This window comes from Gardnerella sp. KA00771, from assembly GCF_049244045.1.
In the GTDB taxonomy this organism is placed as follows: Bacteria; Actinomycetota; Actinomycetes; order Actinomycetales; family Bifidobacteriaceae; genus Bifidobacterium; species Bifidobacterium swidsinskii.
On record NZ_CP058368.1, the window covers coordinates 667,680 to 688,121 of the forward strand.

The following is a 20,442-nucleotide window of genomic DNA, read 5'->3' on the forward strand; positions in this document are numbered from 1 at the left end:
ATCAACTTACTCTTGCTTATTTAATGCGTTGTGTTGAATTTGCTCATCAAGTGGGGCAGCAGGGCGAATAGCAATCTCAGTTACATTTGCAGCATTATTTGCTGAATGAACGCTTGAACCTGTTTCTCGCAAAACTCCAAGCAATTTTCGCATATATTTCAGTGCCGAACGACCTTCATCTCCAATATTTTTAAAGGCTTTACTAATTTCTTCACTTTGTTCCTGTGATTGCTTTGGTTCTGATAACTTTCGATTTTCTGCATTGCTATTTGTTTTTTCGTATTTATTTAGCATATCAATTCCGCTATTTGCGGCATCGATTACTTTATGCAATGTAATAGCAACTTTTTGCTGAATATTTGAGCTAAGTCGTTGCCTTTCTGCGTTAGCTGCAAGTACTTCTAGCTGTTTTTGCTCTTGCTCTAATTCTGTTCTGCGCGCTTTTAGAATCAGCAAATTATTGTCATCGTTTCTGCGGGAATAAGCAAATGCAATGGCCGCAAAACAAATTAACGCAACTATAAAACCAAAAACTAATCCAACGGACGCAAATTGCATAAAGTCATAAAAATTGGTTGTGGCAATATTTGATGTAAAGAATCGTATTGGAGTTTCAGTTTGTGGAATATTTTTTGATGAAATACCAATTTTTACGGCGAAAATAGCAGATTCGGCAAGCACTACTGCGCTAACCCATTGCCATGCGCGTTTTTTACCGTAGAGCACAGCAGCGTAAATAATATTTGGTATGAAAAAATTAGCGAATAAAATATTCGGCAAGAGTATAAGCTGTATTGCAGAAAATACTGCTGCAACAATTGCGCATGCGGTTGGAGCTTTTCTGCGAAACATGAATGGCACCATGGTTGTAAGAGTAAATACTTTATAAAGTATTTGTAATGAAAGCGAGTTGGAATATTGTGAAGACATTCCAACTCCAACAATAAAATCGTAGGTTGGCAGAAAGAGCATCATAACAACCCAAGGTGATGCATAAATAATGTCTCCAATAAGCCAATGTTGTTCAAACCATTGTGATACTTTCTCAATCCTATTTTTTGAAGTATTTGCTTCTGGTAAAACGTATGGCAAAACGTTTGTCGAAACTTCCGATGATGTTGAAACGTTTGCATTTTCCGGTTTTGTTTGTGCTTCTGCTTGATTATTAACTTTTGCATTCTTATGAGTAACGTTATGAATACTATTTAATACAGAAGCAGTACTGTTTGACTGGTCTGCGCTGTAGGAATATGGAATAAAAGCAACAATACTAAACGTTCCATCATTCATTTTTCCATAATCAAGCGTTCCGTGAAGATTTTCAATTCGCTCTTTCATGCCAATCAAACCATAACCGTTTTTATGTGACGCACCGCTATTTTGCTCTTGATTAGCTTCTAGCTTGTTTATTTCATTTGTAATTTTTAGTGTTAAGCCTTGGTTCTTCCACTGTTCGTGAATGTTTATTTTAATGCCATCTCCTGCATGCTTTCGAATATTAGTAAGAGACTCCTGAACAACGCGGTATGCAACGGTTTGTGCGTCCGCGTTAAGCCTATTTTGAGAATTTATGCCATCAACAGTGTGCCAAAAAATATTTTTAGGAGATGCAATTTTTGCTTGCTCAATAAGAGAAGGCACGTGATTGAAGTCCAATTGACCCGATGGAGCGTCTGTTAAAGCTTCTAGAAGTCGGCGCATATCGTGAACGGCTCGCTCGGCTTCGTTTTTAATAATATGCATTGTTTTTTTAGCAAGCGAAATATCTTTGGTTGCTGCATAACGACCACCATCTGCTTGCACAATAATAATAGAAAGCGTGTGAGCAACAATATCGTGCATATCTCTGGCAATTCTTGCGCGTTCTGCAGTAACAGCAATATGCTGAGCTTTTTTGCGGTATGCGCGAATAGAATTATTGTGATCTTGTAAAAGTTGAATAGTATGCACGTGAGTGCGCTGCCAGTAGCCAATAATAACCGTAATAGTGGTAGTAATAATCGCAAAAATTATTGAAGGAATTGCAAAATTAAGTATATTTGAAACGCAATTTTTTATATTGCTGCTATCTATATTTCGTACACTGCAAGTATAACTAGATTTCGAATGATTATTGCCATATATTGGTCCCATTACAACATTCCACGATATTAATGCGCAAGATAATACGGTTGTTACGTAAGATGCAATAACAAAAGCTTTTGAATGTTCTGGATTTCCTCGCGCAATAGCGTTAACAAGCAGTACGAAACCAAAGAAATCAGCAAAAAGTTGAGTAGGACCAAAGATTACTTGCACAATGCAAATAACAATAAAAATAGTAGCCGTTTGTTCAGGCCATAGTTTTCGTACTGAAAGTAGTAGTGCAACAACAATATTTATAAGCGTTACTGTAATCAGAGAACTTTGTGTCAAAAAACCGTCAACATAGCTTATACTATATCTATCGCTTGAAAGTATAAAAAGAATAAATGGAATGATACCCCATAATATGTCGTTTAATGAGAGCTCTTTTCGTAAGCACTGTATAACACTTTGAAACATATTAGGTACTTTCATAATTACTAGGCTAGTGCATAGCACTTTATAGAACAATCGAACTTGAGTATGATTTATATAAGAGTGTGTAATTTGTAGTTGCAATGTAGCACGCGAGTACAGAAAGGCAGTATTAATATGGCATTACTTACAAGCTATTATGTTCCGGGATTGCATATCGAAGAACGCGCAATTGACGTGCCGCTTGATTGGGAAGGAAACACTCCTGGTGGTGCTATTAAAGGTGAAACAATTCGATTGTTTTGTAGAGTAGTTTGTGCTCCTGAGCATGTACATGATAATTTGCCTTTGTTAGTATTTTTGCAAGGAGGTCCTGGTGGGCAGTGTCCGCGACCACTTTCGCCTTCTAGTGATGGTTGGATTCAAGAAGCTATTAAACATTTTCGCGTAGTCTTGCCGGATCAGCGTGGTGTTGGGCGTTCTTCAAGAGTGGACGCTTCAACTATGAAGCGCATGGCAGATGACGGTGTAAGCGTTGAGCGACAAGCATGGTATTTAAAGCGTTTCTTGGCTGACTCTATTATTCGCGATTTTGAGCATTTGCGACTTACTGAGTTTGATGCTAAGCCGTGGGTTTCTTTAGGGCAAAGTTATGGCGGATTCTTAACGCTTACTTATTTGTCGCTTTTCCCACAAGGCTTGATTGCAAGCTTTACAACTGGTGGTATTCCTCATGTTCCAGCAAATGCGCGTGAAGTATACGAGCATACTTTCCCACGCATGGCTCGAAAAACGGAGCAATTCTATGAGCGTTATCCGCAGGATGTTGCTCGTGCTGCTGCTATTGCAGATCGTATTGCGCAAGGTGATGTTGCGCTTCCGAATGGCGAGAAGCTTACGGTTGAACGATTCCAAATGTTGGGCTCTTCCTTTGGTATGAAACCAAGTTTTGAGCGAGTGCACTGGCTTCTTGATTCTGCGTTTGCAGATGGTGATGGTTCCTTGAAAGCATTTAAGCACGGCGGAGGAGCTTCTGCAGGTAGCTTAAGTGACGAATTTGTGTACGGTGTCATGGATTCTACAGCTTCTAGTCCACTTTATTGGCCGCTGCAAGAATTTATTTATGCTGACGGTGAATTGGAACACCCAATTTTGTGGGCTGCCCAGCAGGTTCGAGAAACTATGCCAGAGTTTTCTGGTTCTGCACGTCCGCTTCTTTTCACTGGCGAAGCAATGTTCCCTTGGATGTATGATCAAGAGCTTGCTTTGCAACCATTCCTTCCAGCTGTTGACTGCTTGATGAAAGATAAGCAGTTTGGCAAAATTTACGATCAAGATCAACTTGCTAATAACGAAGTTCCATTGCAATCTGCAGTTTACTTTGATGACATGTACGTAGATTCTGGTCTTCAGCTTGACACTCTTTCTCGTATTGCCAACTCTCACTATTGGACGACGAACGAGTTTGAGCATGATGGTTTACATGGAAACATTGTTTTCCGTCATTTGTTTGATGAGGCGTTGAATCGCGGCGATTTAGAGGGAATTTACAAGAGATAAGCCGTATACAAAGGTAATAATTTTAATATGCGCAATGATTATAGTGCACTCTTTGCTATGCTATACATCTGTTTGCTTAGTAATGAGTGCACTACTGTTTTATCAATGCGCTAAAGGGGGTCATGTATGGGTACTTGTGTATCTGGAACTGTTGGTTTTATAGGCTATGGCAATATGGCACAAGCAATCGCTAAAGGTGCGATGAATGCAGGAGTATTGCAAGGTGAAAATATTGTTGCGTGCGCGCATAATTTTGAAAAACTCGAGCGTAATACTTCACTAATTGGCGCTCGCGCTATGCGTACTGCTCAAGAAGTGTGTGAAGCAAGTGATGTGATTATTATTGCTGTAAAGCCGTATCAGGTTGCTGAAGTGCTTAAGCCAATTTGTGAAGTTATTAATGAACGAGGTATTGCTGTTATTTCCGTTGCAGCCGGTTGGACGCTTGAGCGTTACATGGAACTGCTTGGCAAGAATGCTCATGTTCAGTGCATTATTCCGAATACTCCTATTGCGGTCTGCCAAGGCGTGACTTTAGCTGAAACTACTCATACGCTTAGTGATAGTCAACTTTCAATGTTTAGTGCTTTATTTGAGCCAATTTCTTTGGTAGAGCGAGTGAATGGTGATCATATGAATATTGCAATGTGTATTTCTAGCTGTGCTCCAGCTTTTACAGCAATGTATATGGAAGCGTTGGGCGATGCTGGTGTGAAATATGGTTTGCAACGTGATTGTGCTTACCGTTTGGCTGCAAAAATGATTGAAGGAGTAGGTGCGTTATATATGGATTCGCGCACTCATCCAGGGATTATGAAAGATGCAGTGTGCTCTCCTGGAGGAACAACTATTCGTGGCGTTGCTGAGCTAGAATCTCGCGGATTTAGGGGAGATGTGATTGCTGCAGTTGATGCTATTGAAAATAAATAGTAAATAAAATCAAGTTGTGTCGGCTTTCCCGGCGCTGGTCTAAACTAGGTAAATATGTCTTTAACTATTGGAATTGTTGGATTGCCAAACGTTGGTAAGTCCACTATGTTTAATGCTTTAACCCGCAACAACGTTTTGGCGGAGAATTATCCGTTTGCAACTATTGAGCCTAATACTGGTATTGTTCCGCTTCCGGATCATCGTCTTCCAGTTTTAGCTAAATTAGTTAATACTGAAAAGATTGTTCCAGCAACAGTTACTTTCGTTGATATTGCAGGAATTGTTAAGGGTGCCTCCGAGGGTGAAGGCTTGGGCAATAAGTTCCTTGCTAATATTCGCGAAGCAGACGCTATTTGCGAAGTTGTTCGCGCGTTTAATGACGACGATATTGTGCATGTTAACGGAAAAGTAGATCCTGCTGACGATATTGACACGATTAATACTGAGCTAATTCTTGCCGATATGCAAACTATTGATAATGCTTTGCCAAAGCTTGAAAAAGATTTGCGCGGTAAGAAAGTTACGCAAGAATACGTAGACGCTGTAAATAAAGCTAAGGAAATTCTTGAATCTGGCAAAACTATTGACCAGGCTCATAACGAAAAGCTTATTGATAAAAACGACGTGTATGATTTGCACTTGCTAACTGCTAAGCCATTTATTTACGTGTTTAACGTGGATGATTCGGAGTTGGCTGATGAAGATTTAAAGTCTAAACTTTCTGCATCTGTCGCTCCTGCAAAAGCAATATTCCTTAATGCTCAATTTGAGTCCGAACTTACTGAGCTCGACGAAGCAGATGCTCGTGAAATGCTTGAAGATGCTGGTTTGAAGGAATCTGGTTTGGATCAACTTGCTCGCGTAGGATTCGATATTTTAGGTCTTCAAACCTATTTAACTGCCGGTGTTAAGGAAGTTCACGCCTGGCAGATTCATAAAGGCTGGACTGCTCCACAAGCTGCTGGTGTGATTCACACTGATTTTGAGCGTGGATTTATTAAGGCAGAAATTGTGTCATATGATGATTTTGTTGCTGCTGACGGTTCTATGGCAAAAATTAAGGAAGAAGGAAAGCTTCGTCTTGAAGGTCGCGACTATGTGATGCAAGACGGCGATATTGTTGAATTTAAGTTCAACGTATGAGATTGTTTGCGAAAATAAAAGCAGTATGATTCATATTTAATATTGCTGAATTAATAAGTGAAAAATATTGCTTTTTGCGCGTTGCATCTAATAATTTCCTGCTAAACTATTGGATGCAACGCTTTTGCATTTATATAGGAGACATAATGCAGTTTATTCGTAACATAATGAATGACATTAAAAAGTGCATTCGCATTGCTGCGAAAATGCGCAACTGGTGGAGGAGAAGCTCTAAAGCTGCTCGTATTACGTCTTCTGTTTTATTAGCTTCTTTGCTGATTGCATGGTTGTGCTTTATTATTTTCGAAACTGTTAATATGGTTTCTTACTCGTCTAGATACAGCGCAAAATTGCAGAATTCTGTATTAATTCAGCGCGAAAAAAATGCTTATAGTAACAATCTTGGTAATAAAAACAATGAGGTTGCTGATAATAAGTCGTTTGAAAAATATTTCGATAAATATTGCAAACAAAAGTTAGATAAATCAACGGTTAATCATGTTTTTTGGAAACATCCTACTGGTGGTGAATATCCAAATCTTTCAGGGGCTAAAGTTTCTGACTTAAAAGTTAATGTGGACTTAAAAAAGCAACGAGTGCATATTCTTGCCAATGGTAAAACTGTATATACAATGATTATGAGTTCTGGAATGGATGATTCCACTCCTCATGGTGATTATCACATTAATATGCGCGGAAAACATTTCTTTAATCATGAGGAAAAAGTTGGTGCTGATTATTGGGTTGGTTTTATTGGTGGAGAATACTTATTCCATTCGGTTCCAACGCGCTACAACTTTGGTGAATATATTCCGTCGGAGGGCATGAAACTTGGTAAGCCTGCTTCGCATGGTTGTGTGCGTTTAAGTGTTGCGGATGCCAAATGGTTTTATAAAAATATTCCTGATGGAACGGCTGTGCATATTAGATAGATTTTTCAAGAATACGCGAAAATAAATTATCGAGAATATAAAATGAGGATCTTCAAACGAAGACCCTCATTTGTTAAGCAAAACTATTCTGTAATGTTTTATTTAGAAGAACAGTACTGCAGCTGCATAAGCCAAAGCAACTAAAACAATAGAAGCTAGGAAGCTTGCTGCAAATGCTGCGCGACCTTGCTTGAAAATAGCTCGGAAGTTTACGTTAATTCCAAGTGCAGCCATAGCCATGCCAAGGAAAACGTATCCTGCTTCTACAAGAGTTGATGCGTGTGCCGCTACGAAAGGAACGTAAGTTCCAATAACAGATGCTGCAATAAAGCCAAGCATAAACCATGGGAAGCTAATCTTATGCTTTCCGCCATTTTCAACTTTGCTATGACGAGCATTCCACCAAATTGCAATAAAGATGGAGGCTGGAACGAGCATAAGAACTCGCGAGAGCTTCATGATTGTTGCAACATCGATACTATTGAACGCTCCGCCAGCTGCAACAGCATGTGCAATTTCGTGAAGTGATGCACCTGCTGTAATGGCAAGCTGCTGCTTAGTCATGCCAAAGTTAGGCAGGATGAAGATTTCAGCAAGAGCGTAAATAGTGCCCATAATTGCAACTGTTGCAACAGCCATAACTTCGTTCTGTTCTTTCTCATCTTCCTCTTCTGGAAGAACTGGCATTGAGCCAGAAAGACCCATAACTGCAGCAGCTCCACAAATACTTGTGCCTCCTGCTGTAAGCATTGCAAGCTGAGGATTTACTTTCAAGAGTTTAGCAATGTTATAAGTTACGCAAACCATTATTGCAACTAACACAGCTGCAATAGGCAAGCATTTAATGCCCTTGGTAAACAAATCATGCAAATTCAGCTTAAATCCGAGGAGAATAATACCTAGGCGAAGAAGTTTGTTTGCAATCAAACCAGCAGCGCTTTTAACGCCTGCTCGCCTTGAATCATTATTCATTTTGTACACGTGCAATGGCAGCTGCAGAGCCATGCCAACAAGCAACGCAATAATAAGAGCACCAAGTAATTGGAAACCTGGGTACTGCTTAAGCCAGCTGCCAATAAAGGAAGCTAGAAGTGTCAATACAGCAATAAGAGCCATATCGATGGTGCAGATTTTCTTTTTCCATGTATCAAAGAAATTAACCATTTAGCCAAGTATTCTCCCATAATCGGACAAAAACGAACATAAATTAAAAAAATTAAGCAAATTTTATATAATTTTGCTGCAAATAAACGCGACACGCCGACATAAAATCACATAATCGAACATAATAACTCAATTTATATCGCAGATATCTTTTGCTAGTAAATAATTCCTTGAAAAAATAAATAAAGCTGCGATTATGGTAAACGTATAAAGGAGATTTTATGAACAAGTGCACTGTGAAGATTAAGCGTGTGTATGAAACGATTAGTAAAGATGATGGTGTGAGAGTCTTGGTTGATAGACTTTGGCCGCGTGGTATAAGCAAAGAATATGCTCATATTGATAAATGGCTTAAAGATATTGCTCCTACTTCGCAGTTACGCAAGTGGTTTAATCATGACCCGGAGCATTTTGAAGAATTTTCACATCGTTATGTTGAAGAACTTGATTCAAATCATGAAGCTGTTGGTGTGATTATGGATTTGTTTAATAAGTATCAAACTATAACTTTGTTGTATGCTGCAAAAAATCCAAAAGTAAATCACGCATTAGTTTTGCAAGAATATTTACAAAAATTACTTGCTTGAGTATGTGTTTACTAATTTTGCGATTATTTAACTTTGCCTAACTTTAATTATTTTATAAACATAAGTTAGTAAGTATCAACTTTAGTTGGTGTTCATTGCATTCTTTTCAACACGCCGACCTTGCTTGATATTCCAACAAAAATAAAAAACAAAACTGTAATTTTTTTCTTATGCTCGACACTTTCGTTTTGCGACATTAGAATGTCCCTTTGGCATATGGGTCGGTGGTGCAATGGACCTCCCAGAAGCTGCCATCCCAGCGCTCAATGAGTGCTTGTTTTTTAGCGACACTTGTTTTACACAACATTTTGCATAGCTTGTTTTTGCAAGGAGAAGAAATGAATTCATTATTCACGTGGCAGCTTCACGGTAATGGCAAAACGTTAAAGCCTGGTGAAGTTGTAGAGCCAGACGAGCGTTTGACTTGGACTCGTACTGCTGGAATTGGTGCTCAGCATGTTATTGCAATGTTTGGTGCTACGTTCTTGGTGCCTATTCTTACGGGCTTTGATCCATCAACAACATTGATGTTCACTGCTATTTCTACAGCACTGTTCTTACTTATTAACGCAAATAAGCTTCCTAGTTATCTGGGAAGCTCTTTTGGTCTTATAGCACCTGTTATGGCTGTAACAACAGCTCATAAAGGTATTGCAGTTGCAAGCTTTGGCATTATGTGCACAGGTTTGCTTCTTGCTCTTATAGGTGTGCTTGTACATTTTGCAGGAGCTAAGTGGATTGACATTATTATGCCACCTGTTGTAAACGGTGCAATCGTTGCAATTATTGGTTTTAATTTAGGACCTGCAGTTTGGACTAACTTCCAGAAAGCTCCAGATACAGCTCTTGTGACATTAGTTGCTGTAATGCTTATTGCTGTAGTATTTCGCGGTCTTCTTGGTCGTTTAAATATTCTTTTAGGTGTTCTCGTTGGTTACGCTTATGCATGCTTCCAAGGTCAAGTCGATTTTAAAAAGATTGAAGAAGCTTCTTGGATTGGTTTTCCTAAATTCCACACGCCACAAGTTGATTTCTCTGTTCTACTTATGTTCTTGCCGGTAGTACTTGTTCTCATTGCAGAAAATGTTGGTCACGTAAAGTCTGTAGCTCAAATGACTGGTCGCGACTATGACTCTAAGATTGGAACTGCATTATTCGCAGATGGTTTTGGTACAGCTATTGCTGGTTTATTTGGCGGCTGTGGTACCACCACATACGGTGAAAATATCGGTGTTATGGCTGCAACAAAGGTTTATTCTACTGCAGCTTATTGGTGTGCTGCAGCTTTTGCTTTTATATTGAGCCTTTGCCCAAAGTTTGGCGCTGTTGTAAATTCAATCCCAGCTGGTGTTCTTGGTGGCGTGACCACTTTGCTTTACGGCATGATTGGCATGATTGGCGTAAGAATCTGGGTAGAAAACAAAGTTAACTTCGATAAGCCAGTGAATATTATGATTGCTGCAATCGTTATGATTATTGGTATTGCTAACTTCCAGTTTGCTATTTCTGGAATTCAGTTCAACGGTATTGCAATCGGAACCGTTGTGGTGTTGGTTGTATACCACTTACTGAAGGCTATTGGAAAGCTTACTGGTACGATTGCTAAAGATGATCCTGATGTTGCCTAGCTTAAATACTCCAATTTGATTTAATTTAATCGCTTTAAGCGCGTTCGCATTAACTTGCGGGTGCGCTTTTTGTAATTAATTTTGATTACATAATATATAGATTGGGAATAATTAGTATAGTATCATTAACCTTATGTTGAAGCTCATCATAGAAGTAATTATTGGCATTATGTGGGTTGTTGCTGGTGCATATATGGCTAAAAATAATAAAAATAGTAAGAGCAGTGCGAGCAATAAAAGTAACAAAAATGTACAGACTATATTCTCAATGATGATGAGAAAGATAACAACAATAAGCTTAAGAATGAAAGAAATTGTTCTATGAAAGTTAATCTGAATTTTGCAAAATTTACTTATACTGCAAAAAAGTGGAGGTGGATTCTTGCGATAGTAGTGTTAATTGTCGCGTTTGCTGTAGCTGCAATATTTGCTCTCGCAAGGTTCATAACTGATTGCATGTGGTATTCGCAGCTTGGATTTGAAAGTGTTATTTGGATTCAGCTTGCAGCAAAAGTGGGCGTTTGGGTGCTTTATGCAATATTAATGTCTGCTTTTGGATACTTGTCTGCAGCTTTGGCAATAAAAGCGCGTCCAAGCAATGCAGATGGAACTTATATTCGAATTAAAGGCAATGTTATTGATTTAAAGCAGGGAATTAGTTCAAAGCTTGCTTTGCATGTTGCAGGAATTTTTTCATTGATTGTAGGCGCAGTATTTGGATTTAAATTCTACAATCATTGGGCGCAAATTTTGTTAATGTTTAACGCCCAACCTTTTGGCATTAAAGATCCGCAATTTGGAATTGACAATGGCTTCTATGTATTTGTGCTTCCAGGATTAAGGTTATTTATAAGCGCATTTGTGCTTTTATTGGTAATATCTCTTGTTTTCTCTATTATTACGCACATTCTTATGGGAGCAATTCGTTTTAGTATGCCTATCGATGGTAAAGGCATATTAATTATTACAAAACGAGCACGTAGACAAATTTCTGTATGGTTTATGCTTGTGATTTTGACATGGGCACTTCAACAGATTTTAGACATGTTCGCTTTAGTAACTCTTGATGGATCTCGAATTACAGGCGGCTCATACACTGACATGAATGCTGGTGTTCCTGGAAGCATAGCAATGGCAGTGATAACAGTGTTAGTTGGTTCTGTTATTGCATTTTGGTTTATGAAATCTCATGCTTTATCTGTAGAAGCACCAATTTCAGTGCGTTTTAAAACAGCAATTAAGGCATGGAAAACACCAATTATTGCTTTAGCTTTTATGATTGTTTGCTCAATTGTTATATCTTTCGCTTGGCCGGCACTTGTGCAGCGATTTAAAGTTGCTCCTAATGCTCAGGAATTGGAAGCTACTTATATTCAGCGTAATATCGATGCAACAAAGTTTGCTTACGGGCTAAATAACGTAAAGAAAGAATCGTATAACGCTACTTCTAAAGGTAAATCAGGTGCATTATCAAAAGAAGCAGAGTCAACTGCGCAAATTCGTTTGTTAGATCCACAAGTTACGTCTCCAACGTTCCGTCAATTGCAGCAATCGAAGCAATATTACACTTTCGCAGATACGCTTTCAGTTGATAAATACGATATTGACGGTGTAAGTCAAGATACGGTTATTGCTGCGCGCGAGCTTGATTTAGCTGGCAACGATAATCGAAACTGGGTTAATGATCATACAGTTTATACGCATGGCTATGGAATTGTTGCAGCTTACGGAAATAAAGTAACAACAGATGGACAGCCACAATTTATGGAGTATGGTATTCCTGCTCAAGGCAAACTTACTAAGTCACAAAAGTATGAACCGCGTATTTACTTCTCACCAAATGCTCCTGAGTATTCTATCGTTGGTTCTCCAAAAGGGACATCTCCATGGGAATTTGATTATCCGACTGGCTCTCAAGGTGCTTTAACTACTTTCAAAGGCAATGGTGGTCCAAGTTTAGGAAACTTCTTCTCTAAACTTTTGCATGCAATTAGATTTGAGTCTGATCAGATTCTTTTTTCTGACCGTGTGACTTCTGAATCTCAAATTTTGTATGATCGTGATCCTAAGACACGCGTGTCTAAGGTTGCTCCTTACTTAACTTTGGATGGTCGAGTTTATCCTGCAGTAGTAGATGGTCGCGTTAAGTGGATTGTTGATGGCTATACTACTTCTGATTCTTACCCTTATTCTCAAATGACTGATTTTGGTAAGGTAACTCAAGATTCCACAACAACAACTTCTCATTCTATTAAAGGGTTGACAAATCAGCGCGCAAACTACATTCGTAATTCTGTGAAAGCTACAGTTGATGCTTATGATGGATCTGTTGATTTGTATGTGTGGGATACGAAAGACCCTGTGATTAAAGCATGGCGTTCAATTTTCCCAGGTCATTATCATGACATTTCTAAGATTTCTGGCGATTTGATGAAGCATTTGCGTTACCCAGAAAGCTTGTTTAAAGTTCAACGTCACTTATTAGCAAAGTATCACGTCGATACAGCAAGCCAATTCTTCTCTGGAGAAGACTTCTGGCAGATTCCTGTTGATCCAACTGAATCTCAAAAAGCACAAAAAGAAGATATTTTGCAACCTCCATACTATTTGACTTTGCAAACTGGAGACGCAAAGAAACCAGTATTTTCGCTTGTTTCTACTTATATTCCGGCAGGTAAAAGTACTCGCGAAATATTAACTGGTTTCTTGTCTGTTGATTCAGATGCGGGGGATACTCCTGGAAAGATTGGTCCAAATTACGGTAAGATTCGTTTGCAAGAATTACCTAAGATATCTAATGTTCCAGGACCTGGTCAAGCTCAGAATAATTTCAACGCTAATGCAAATGTTTCTAAAGAATTGAATTTGCTTGAATCCGGTTCTACTAAAGTTAAGCGCGGCAATTTGATTACATTGCCTCTTGGCGGTGGGCTGGTTTATGTAGAGCCTGTTTATGTGCAATCTAGCGGTTCTACTAGCTATCCTTTGCTTAAGAAGGTGTTAGTTGCGTTTGGAGATCAAGTTGGATTTGCAGATACGTTAGATGAAGCACTTAATCAAGTATTTGGCGGAAACTCGGGCGCTTTGGCTGGAGATGCTTCTAATAATTCTTCTTCAAACAATGCTGCTGAAAATAATGAATCTAAGGATGCTGATTCTAAAGAAGGTACTTCTAAGGAAAATGAGTCTACGAATTCAGAAAAATCTCATTCTATGAGCCAAAAAGCTAAAGAAGCACTTAAACGTGCGGCTCAAGCATTAAAAGATTCTGATTCTGCTATGCGATCCGGAAACTGGGAAGCTTACGGAAAGGCACAAAAAGAGTTGAGCGATGCTATTAATGAAGCAATGAAAGAAGAATCAGGTAAGTAAGTAGGTTTTCGTTAATATATCAGTTTGTGAGTTACAAAAGTAGCGAATGTTACGTTATTTTCGTTACTTTTGTAGCTCACATGGGCTATTTTAATTCATTTCACAATTGGTTATCTGGATCCTCATCTTCGTCTGCTGAGCCAAGCAGAATTCTTTCACAAGCATTAACAATGCACATAAGAAGCGCAGTAAGAATTATTATTACTATTGTTGCAGAAAAAATAAGTGGTGTTCTAAATGAGTTATAAGCGAATTGAAGCCAAATTCCTAGCCCATCTTTGGCTCCCAAATATTCTGCAGTTGAAGCAGTTCCAAAAACATAAGCTGCACTAATGCGTATGCCACCAAAAATTTGGCGAGCTGCAACCCTTAATTTAACATGCCACAAAGTCCAAGTTCTACTTGCTCCACAAGTTAAAGCAACATCTGTATAAAAACTTGGAACAGCGTCAAGACCTCGTATAGTTTGCACAGCAATAGGGAACATGCTGAAAACCATTACTATTACAATTTTTCCAGATATTTCAAAACCAAACCAAATCAAAAAAATTGGCGCAATAGAAATTAATGGCATAGTTTGCGCTGCGCATAAAAGCGGGAATAAAGCAGATTTAACAAGCTTACAAACATGGAAAATAACACCTAAAAGAATTCCAACTACTATTGCAATAGAAAAACCGATAACTGTTTCTTGTGTTGTAATTAATGCTGCAGGTAATAGAGTTGGCAAAGAGTCAGCTGTTGATTGAGCAATTGAAGATGGTGTTGGAATCAAATTTTCCGAAATTTTATAATAGTCGCATGCATACTGCCAAAAAACAAGTAAAACTATTACAGAAAATACAGTTGGCAGGTATTTAATTAGCATACGTTTAAAACGCGATTGCGTCATGAAAACTCGATTCCTTTCTTTAAACGACTTCGATTGCTGCCCCAATCGAATTATTTAAAACTACAAATAGCATGTACATTCTATTAGAAACGCACAACTTCTGTGAGTTTAATAGTGTACGAGATTTTTTTTATTTGTCTATTTAATCATGCATAATCTAAATGTTTCGTGAGTCAATGTGTGGCAAACTGTAGCAGGTTGAATCTGCGCAGGGGCATTGAACGGCGCGGGCTAGGTCCTTTGTTACCGTTTTCTGCCGAGTTCGTGTCACTTTCCCAGAAGAACGGTACAAGAAACAAAGTAGGGAACTCATGAATATGCGTATTGTAAAGCGTACTCTTGCGTTTGTTCTTTCTGCGTGCTGCGTATTTTCTTTCTCGGCATGTGGATCTGCAAGTAGTAGTAAGAATGCAAATCTTCGTAAAGTGTCGTTTATGCTATTTTGGGCACCGGATACTAATCATATTGGTATTTATGTTGCTAAGCATAAAGGATGGTTTAAAGATGCTGGATTAGATGTCAATATACTTGCTGTTGCTCAGACTGGTTCGGAACACGCAGTTGATAGTGGTGTTGCTGATTTTGCTCTTAGTACTTTGACAAATGCTGCTGATTTTTCAACAAAGGGAGCAAATCTTGAGCAAGTTATGCAAGTTCAGCAAAAGCCAAGTGCTATTTGGTGTTCACTTGCTTCGAACAATAAAATTCATTCTCCAAAAGATTTTGATGGTCGTACTTTTGCAACTTTTGGTTCAGCTGAAGGTGATGCTGTAATTCGTAGGATGATTCAACACGATGGTGGTCAAGGTAAGTTCGACAAAGTGACTGTTGGAACTTCAACTTTTAGAACTCTTGAATCTGGCAAAGCTGATTTTGGTGGTTTTTACGGCACTTGGGAAGGTGTACAGTCTGAAATGTTTGGACCAAAGCTTCGCTGCTTCATGGAGGGCGACTACGGTGTACCAGGTCAGCCAGATACTATTGGAATAATCGCAAATAAGCGTACTGTAGCTAAAGACCCTAAGCTTGTTCGAGCATTTGTTAAAGCTGCAAAGCGCGGATATGAGTATGCTTATGAACATCCTGATGAGGCTTCTGAAATTCTTGTGAAAGAAGCAAAAGATGCTAATCTCGACATAAAGTTTGTTCAGCGTAGCATGAAGATGATTGTTGACGGTCAATATTGGGGCAATCGCGCGGATATTAAGAGCGGAAAATTTGTGTTCGGAACCACTGATGTTAAAGGCGCTCAAGCTTACTTTAACTTCTTAAGTAAGGAAGGTGCTTACACTGATTCTAAAGGCAAAGTAACTCATAAAACTCCGCAAGCAAAAGAATTGTCTACTGACGAATTTTTGAAATAAATAACATAATGACTTGAGTCTTGATAGAATAGGCTGAAGTATATAAGGGCGTATCGAGTAGTTGTAATTTTACGTTCAGCTACAATCGATGCGCCCGTTTTGTTGTTTTGCTAAATATTTGAATGGGGAGTGGTCTGCCATGGCATCGGATTTTTGGCTTATTGCTGGCTTGGGAAATCCTGGTACAAAATATGAGGGTACTAGACACAACATGGGTTTTATGGTTGCAGACGTTTTGGCACAACGTTGGTCAGTATCTCTTTCGGATCACAAAGGTTTAGCTAAACTTGGCAAAGGTGTTATGAATCTTGATGGTCGCGTAGCAAAGTTTTTCCTTGCTAAACCGTTGACTTTTATGAACGATTCTGGTGCTGCAGTATCTTCTATAAGCTCCTATTATCAAATAGAACCGGATCATATTGTGATAATTCACGATGATATGGATTTAGATTTTGGGCGCATTAAAGTAAAAGCAGGAGGCTCTGCTGGAGGACATAACGGTATTCGTTCTATCGATCGCTCTCTTGGTACTCCTCAATATTCTCGAGTGAGAATGGGTGTTGGTCATGCGCAGCGTGGTGCTCACGCGCACGATAATACCGTCAATTGGGTTCTTGGAGGTTTTGCTGCAGCTCAAAAATCCGATCTTCCAAACTTTTTAGCAGATGGTGCTGATGCTGCAGAAAGTATTATTTTCCATGGATTAGCAGCAACGCAGGAGAAGTTTAATGGCCGCTGATAGCAGGTCTAATACCAGAAACAACAAGAATGATAATACTGATGATATTTCAGTAATAAGCTTGAGAGATATTCTTAATGATTTATCAACTAAGGATTCACTTTTTAAAGCTTTATCTGAATATGATCTTGATGCGATATCTGATTATTGTTGCGAAAGTGCAAATAAAAATCGTAAAGATTTAGATTCAATAAGTGAAGATTTAACAATTTCTTCTCCTATTGGAATTCGTTCTGCTATTGTTGCTGCATTAGCTAAGAAAAAGCCAGTTGTTGTTATTGTTCCATCGAGTAGAGATGCTGAAGATTTTATTGCGTCTGTGCGTGATTGGTACGATGGTGATGCTCAAGACGTTGCTAAATTAGAAGCGTGGGAAACGTTACCTCATGAAAGGCTTTCGCCTAGGGCAGATACTGTTGCTAGCAGGATTGCAGTGTTTCGTAGGCTTTGTCATCCTGAAAATAACACATCACTTTTTGGTCCGATTCGCGTGTTGGTTATGCCTGTGCGATCGCTTATTCAGCCTGTAGTTGAAGGCATTGGTGATATAGATCCTCTGTTATTTGAGTGCGGAAAAGAATTAACTCTTGAATATGCTGTGAAACGTTTGGTAGAAAACGCATATACTCGTGTTGATTTGGTGATGGAACGTGGAGAGTTTGCTGTTCGTGGTGGAATTATTGACGTTTTTGCGCCAACGATGACACATCCTGTGAGAATTGAATTTTTTGGTGATGAAATTGATACTATAAAGCAATTTCATGCTTCTGATCAGCGTACTTATGGCAATAATATTTCAAGCATTTGGGCTACGCCTTGCCGTGAGCTTCAGATTACAGAAAAAATTTGCAAGCGCGCGCGTTCTCTTATTGGCGCAATTCCAAATGCTGACGATATGCTTGAATCAATCGCAAATTCTATACCTGTAGAAGGTATGGAGTCCTTGTTGCCTGCACTAGTGGATCGCATGGAATCAGTGCAAAATATGCTTCCGAAGGAATCTGTTATTATTCTATCTGATCCCGAAAAATGCCGTAGAGCTGCAGATGACGTAACTGCTACAGCTAACGAATTCTTAGCAGCTAGTTGGCATGTTGCTGCTTCTGGACACGGTTCTGGAGCTCCAATAACATTCGATCAAGCTAATTTCTTGGATTTTGATGAAACGATTTCATCGTTAGAATTGTCTAATCATGATGTATGGAAATTAACATCTTTTGGTGTTGACAATCAAATTTATGGAAATATTGCTTTGCCAGCATCGGCGCCACAAGAGTTTCGAGGAGATGAATCGAAAGTTTCTGGTGGTATCACTTCTCTTGTCGACAATGGTTTTGCTGTAACTATTACTGCAGCGGCTTCTGGTACTCTTGCACGCTTGAGACGCGCTATATATGCGACTGGTGTACATGAATTTACTACAGTGCGCTCAAGTATTTCGGATGGCTTCATTGACAATGCTGCGCGTATTGCGATTCTTACAGAGCGTGATCTGACAGGTAAATCTTCTGCATCAGCTCAACTAAAAACTCCAAAACGCAGGCGCAAAGCAATCGACCTAATGGAACTAAAGCCTGGTGATTTCGTTGTGCACGAGCAGCATGGTATTGGACGTTTTGTCGGCATGAAGCAACGTAATATTGCTGTTTCGGGTGGTAGTGCAACTCGCGAATATTTAGTCATTGAATATGCTCCTAGCAAACGTAACGCTCCTAACGATAAGCTTTTTATTCCAACTGATCAGCTTGATTTAGTGAGTAAATATATAGGTGCAGAAATACCAAAGCTTAACAAGCTCGGAGGTTCTGACTGGGCTCAAACTAAAGCAAAAGCTAAAAAGCATGTTCATGAAATTGCTGAAAATCTTATTAAACTTTATTCAGCAAGGCAGCAATCTCGCGGATTTGCATTTAGTAAAGATACTCCTTGGCAAAAAGAGTTGGAAGACGCATTTCCTTATCAAGAAACTGCTGATCAGCTTACAACTATTGATGAAGTAAAAGCAGATATGGAAAACCCAATCCCAATGGATCGCTTAATTTGTGGAGATGTTGGTTTTGGTAAAACTGAAATTGCGTTACGTGCAGCTTTCAAAGCTGTGCAAGATTCTAAGCAAGTTGTTGTTTTAGTTCCAACGACCTTGCTTGTTCAACAGCATTACGAGACTTTTACAAATCGTTTTGAAGGATTCCCTGTAAAAGTTGCTGCAATGAGTAGATTCCAAACTTCTAAAGAGATTGAAGAAACTTTAGCTGGATTGCAAGATGGAAGCATTGACGTTGTTATTGGAACGCATAAGCTTTTGAATCCTAGTATAAAGTTCAAAGATTTAGGTTTGGTTATTATTGACGAAGAGCAGCGTTTTGGTGTGGAACATAAGGAAACGCTTAAAGCTTTGCGCACAAACGTTGACGTATTAAGTCTTTCGGCAACGCCAATTCCTAGAACTCTTGAAATGGCTGTAACTGGTATTCGTGAAATGTCTACTCTTGCAACTCCTCCAGAAGATAGGCTTCCAGTGCTTACATACGTTGGTGCGTATGATAATTCTCAAGTTGCTGCGTGCATTAAACGTGAATTGTTGCGTGGCGGTCAGGTTTTTTACGTCCATAATCGCGTTGAAGATATTAGTTCTGTTGCAAGTAAGATTCAGGAGCTTGTGCCAGATGTTCGTGTTGCTATTGCTCATGGAAAAATGGGCGAGAAGCAGCTCGATGCTGTTATTCGTGATTTTTGGCATAGAGATATTGATGTGCTTGTTTGTACAACGATTATTGAAACAGGTCTTGATATTTCTAATGCAAATACACTTATTGTCGATCACGCAGATAGATTCGGTTTGAGCCAGTTGCATCAGCTTCGTGGTCGAGTAGGTAGAGGTCATGAGCGTGCTTACGCTTACTTTTTGTATGATCCGTCTAAGCCTATGACACAACAATCTCACGATAGGCTCTCAACAATTGCTCAGCATACTGCGCTTGGTTCTGGTTTTGATGTTGCGATGAAAGATTTGGAATTGCGCGGAACTGGAAATTTGCTTGGAGATGAGCAAAGTGGACACATTGAGGGTGTCGGATTTGATTTGTATGTTCGTATGGTTTCTGAAGCTGTTGAAAAATATAAGGAACCTGAAAGAGTTGAGCCTGTTTGTGTAACTATTGATCTTCCTGTTGAGGCTTCTCTTCCAGTTGATTATATTGCTTCTGACAAGCTTCGTTTGGAGGTGTACAGGAAGCTTGCTGCTGCTAAGGATAATAGTGATTTGCAAGAACTTCACGATGAGCTTCTTGATCGCTTTGGTAATCCGCCTGAAGAGTTTGAGTCTTTGTGTGATGTTGCTCGTTTGCGTTTTAAAGCACGCGAGATTGGTATTACGCAAATCAGCTCTCAAGGAAAATCAGTGCGAGTTGTTGGCGTCGATCCAAAAGAGTCTGTGATGATGCGTTTGAAGCGTATTTATAGAGGATTGCAGTATCGTCCTCTTACTCATATGCTTATTGTTCCAGCTCCTTTTGAATCTTCACTCGGTGCTAGTTCAATGAGTGAATCAGATATTCTTAAGTGGTCTAAGCAATTACTTGAAGACTCAGCGTGGTGATTTGTAATATCTGTTGCAATATAAGTGTTAAAAA

The 20,442-nt window shown here is 39.2% G+C and carries 13 protein-coding genes; 10 read left to right on the forward strand and 3 right to left on the reverse strand.

Annotated elements, in window-relative coordinates:
- Window positions 1-6: 6 nt before the first annotated feature.
- Window positions 7-2,559 carry a sensor histidine kinase gene (locus HXT57_RS02900; protein WP_421783700.1) on the reverse strand — a complete coding sequence of 851 codons (2,553 nt, stop codon included), beginning with the start codon at window positions 2,557-2,559 and terminating at the stop codon, window positions 7-9.
- A 117-nt stretch (window positions 2,560-2,676) separates the two neighbouring features.
- Between HXT57_RS02900 and HXT57_RS02905 the strand changes: the two genes are divergently transcribed.
- The 4 genes from HXT57_RS02905 to HXT57_RS02920 all read left to right on the forward strand — a co-directional run bounded on the left by HXT57_RS02905 (window position 2,677) and on the right by HXT57_RS02920 (window position 7,064).
- Window positions 2,677-4,059 carry an alpha/beta fold hydrolase gene (locus HXT57_RS02905; RefSeq protein WP_421783701.1) on the forward strand — a complete coding sequence of 461 codons (1,383 nt, stop codon included), beginning with the start codon at window positions 2,677-2,679 and terminating at the stop codon, window positions 4,057-4,059.
- A gap of 126 nt (window positions 4,060-4,185) precedes the next feature.
- A complete protein-coding gene (gene proC / locus HXT57_RS02910) occupies window positions 4,186-4,989 on the forward strand; it encodes a pyrroline-5-carboxylate reductase (RefSeq protein ID WP_421783703.1) in 804 nt (267 codons plus the stop codon).
- Window positions 4,990-5,043: 54 nt separating this feature from the next.
- Window positions 5,044-6,132 (forward strand): redox-regulated ATPase YchF, encoded by a 1,089-nt coding sequence (gene ychF, locus HXT57_RS02915; protein WP_012914083.1) that lies wholly within the window; start codon window positions 5,044-5,046, stop codon window positions 6,130-6,132.
- A gap of 146 nt (window positions 6,133-6,278) precedes the next feature.
- Window positions 6,279-7,064: a L,D-transpeptidase gene (locus HXT57_RS02920; protein ID WP_012914084.1), complete on the forward strand. Its 786-nt coding sequence runs from the start codon at window positions 6,279-6,281 to the stop codon at window positions 7,062-7,064.
- Window positions 7,065-7,166: 102 nt separating this feature from the next.
- Here HXT57_RS02920 and HXT57_RS02925 read toward each other — a convergent pair whose 3' ends face one another.
- Window positions 7,167-8,228, reverse strand: coding sequence for a YeiH family protein (locus tag HXT57_RS02925; RefSeq protein ID WP_421783705.1), 1,062 nt, complete (start codon window positions 8,226-8,228; stop codon window positions 7,167-7,169).
- 221 nt (window positions 8,229-8,449) lie between these two features.
- On the opposite strand from HXT57_RS02925, the gene HXT57_RS02930 reads away from it, so the two are divergent.
- The 3 genes from HXT57_RS02930 (at window position 8,450) to HXT57_RS02940 (ending at window position 13,815) form a co-directional block, all read left to right on the forward strand.
- Window positions 8,450-8,815 carry a DUF488 domain-containing protein gene (locus HXT57_RS02930; protein WP_116431753.1) on the forward strand — a complete coding sequence of 122 codons (366 nt, stop codon included), beginning with the start codon at window positions 8,450-8,452 and terminating at the stop codon, window positions 8,813-8,815.
- Between the two features lie 338 nt (window positions 8,816-9,153).
- Window positions 9,154-10,443 (forward strand): uracil-xanthine permease family protein, encoded by a 1,290-nt coding sequence (locus tag HXT57_RS02935; RefSeq protein ID WP_004119362.1) that lies wholly within the window; start codon window positions 9,154-9,156, stop codon window positions 10,441-10,443.
- A 321-nt stretch (window positions 10,444-10,764) separates the two neighbouring features.
- Window positions 10,765-13,815 (forward strand): UPF0182 family protein, encoded by a 3,051-nt coding sequence (locus HXT57_RS02940; RefSeq protein WP_421783707.1) that lies wholly within the window; start codon window positions 10,765-10,767, stop codon window positions 13,813-13,815.
- A 100-nt stretch (window positions 13,816-13,915) separates the two neighbouring features.
- Here the strand turns inward: HXT57_RS02940 and HXT57_RS02945 are convergent, their stop codons facing one another.
- The gene (locus tag HXT57_RS02945) at window positions 13,916-14,707 is read right to left on the reverse strand and encodes an ABC transporter permease (protein ID WP_076002793.1); all 792 of its coding nucleotides are present in this window, start codon (window positions 14,705-14,707) and stop codon (window positions 13,916-13,918) included.
- Window positions 14,708-15,018: 311 nt separating this feature from the next.
- Here HXT57_RS02945 and HXT57_RS02950 point away from each other — a divergent pair, with 311 nt between their 5' ends.
- The 3 genes from HXT57_RS02950 (at window position 15,019) to mfd (ending at window position 20,408) form a co-directional block, all read left to right on the forward strand.
- Window positions 15,019-16,071: an ABC transporter substrate-binding protein gene (locus HXT57_RS02950; protein ID WP_004111395.1), complete on the forward strand. Its 1,053-nt coding sequence runs from the start codon at window positions 15,019-15,021 to the stop codon at window positions 16,069-16,071.
- 139 nt (window positions 16,072-16,210) lie between these two features.
- Complete coding sequence (gene pth, locus HXT57_RS02955; protein WP_004111397.1) at window positions 16,211-16,810, forward strand: aminoacyl-tRNA hydrolase; 600 nt, start codon at window positions 16,211-16,213, stop codon at window positions 16,808-16,810.
- Entirely contained in the window at window positions 16,800-20,408 is a 3,609-nt protein-coding gene (gene mfd, locus HXT57_RS02960) for a transcription-repair coupling factor (RefSeq protein ID WP_076002794.1), read from the forward strand. Before pth ends, mfd begins: the two co-directional genes overlap by 11 nt.
- Window positions 20,409-20,442 lie beyond the last annotated feature (34 nt).

Bases quoted from the DNA above. Each gene is read 5' to 3' on its own strand.
- mfd (WP_076002794.1), top strand. From the start codon at position 16,800: ATGGCCGCTGATAGCAGGTCTAATACCAGAAACAACAAGAATGATAAT.
- proC (WP_421783703.1), top strand. From the start codon at position 4,186: ATGGGTACTTGTGTATCTGGAACTGTTGGTTTTATAGGCTATGGCAAT.
- HXT57_RS02900 (WP_421783700.1), bottom strand. From the start codon at position 2,559: ATGAAAGTACCTAATATGTTTCAAAGTGTTATACAGTGCTTACGAAAA.
- HXT57_RS02945 (WP_076002793.1), bottom strand. From the start codon at position 14,707: ATGACGCAATCGCGTTTTAAACGTATGCTAATTAAATACCTGCCAACT.
- HXT57_RS02905 (WP_421783701.1), top strand. From the start codon at position 2,677: ATGGCATTACTTACAAGCTATTATGTTCCGGGATTGCATATCGAAGAA.
- HXT57_RS02930 (WP_116431753.1), top strand. From the start codon at position 8,450: ATGAACAAGTGCACTGTGAAGATTAAGCGTGTGTATGAAACGATTAGT.
- HXT57_RS02940 (WP_421783707.1), top strand. From the start codon at position 10,765: ATGAAAGTTAATCTGAATTTTGCAAAATTTACTTATACTGCAAAAAAG.
- HXT57_RS02950 (WP_004111395.1), top strand. From the start codon at position 15,019: ATGAATATGCGTATTGTAAAGCGTACTCTTGCGTTTGTTCTTTCTGCG.
- HXT57_RS02925 (WP_421783705.1), bottom strand. From the start codon at position 8,228: ATGGTTAATTTCTTTGATACATGGAAAAAGAAAATCTGCACCATCGAT.
- pth (WP_004111397.1), top strand. From the start codon at position 16,211: ATGGCATCGGATTTTTGGCTTATTGCTGGCTTGGGAAATCCTGGTACA.
- HXT57_RS02920 (WP_012914084.1), top strand. From the start codon at position 6,279: ATGCAGTTTATTCGTAACATAATGAATGACATTAAAAAGTGCATTCGC.
- ychF (WP_012914083.1), top strand. From the start codon at position 5,044: ATGTCTTTAACTATTGGAATTGTTGGATTGCCAAACGTTGGTAAGTCC.
- HXT57_RS02935 (WP_004119362.1), top strand. From the start codon at position 9,154: ATGAATTCATTATTCACGTGGCAGCTTCACGGTAATGGCAAAACGTTA.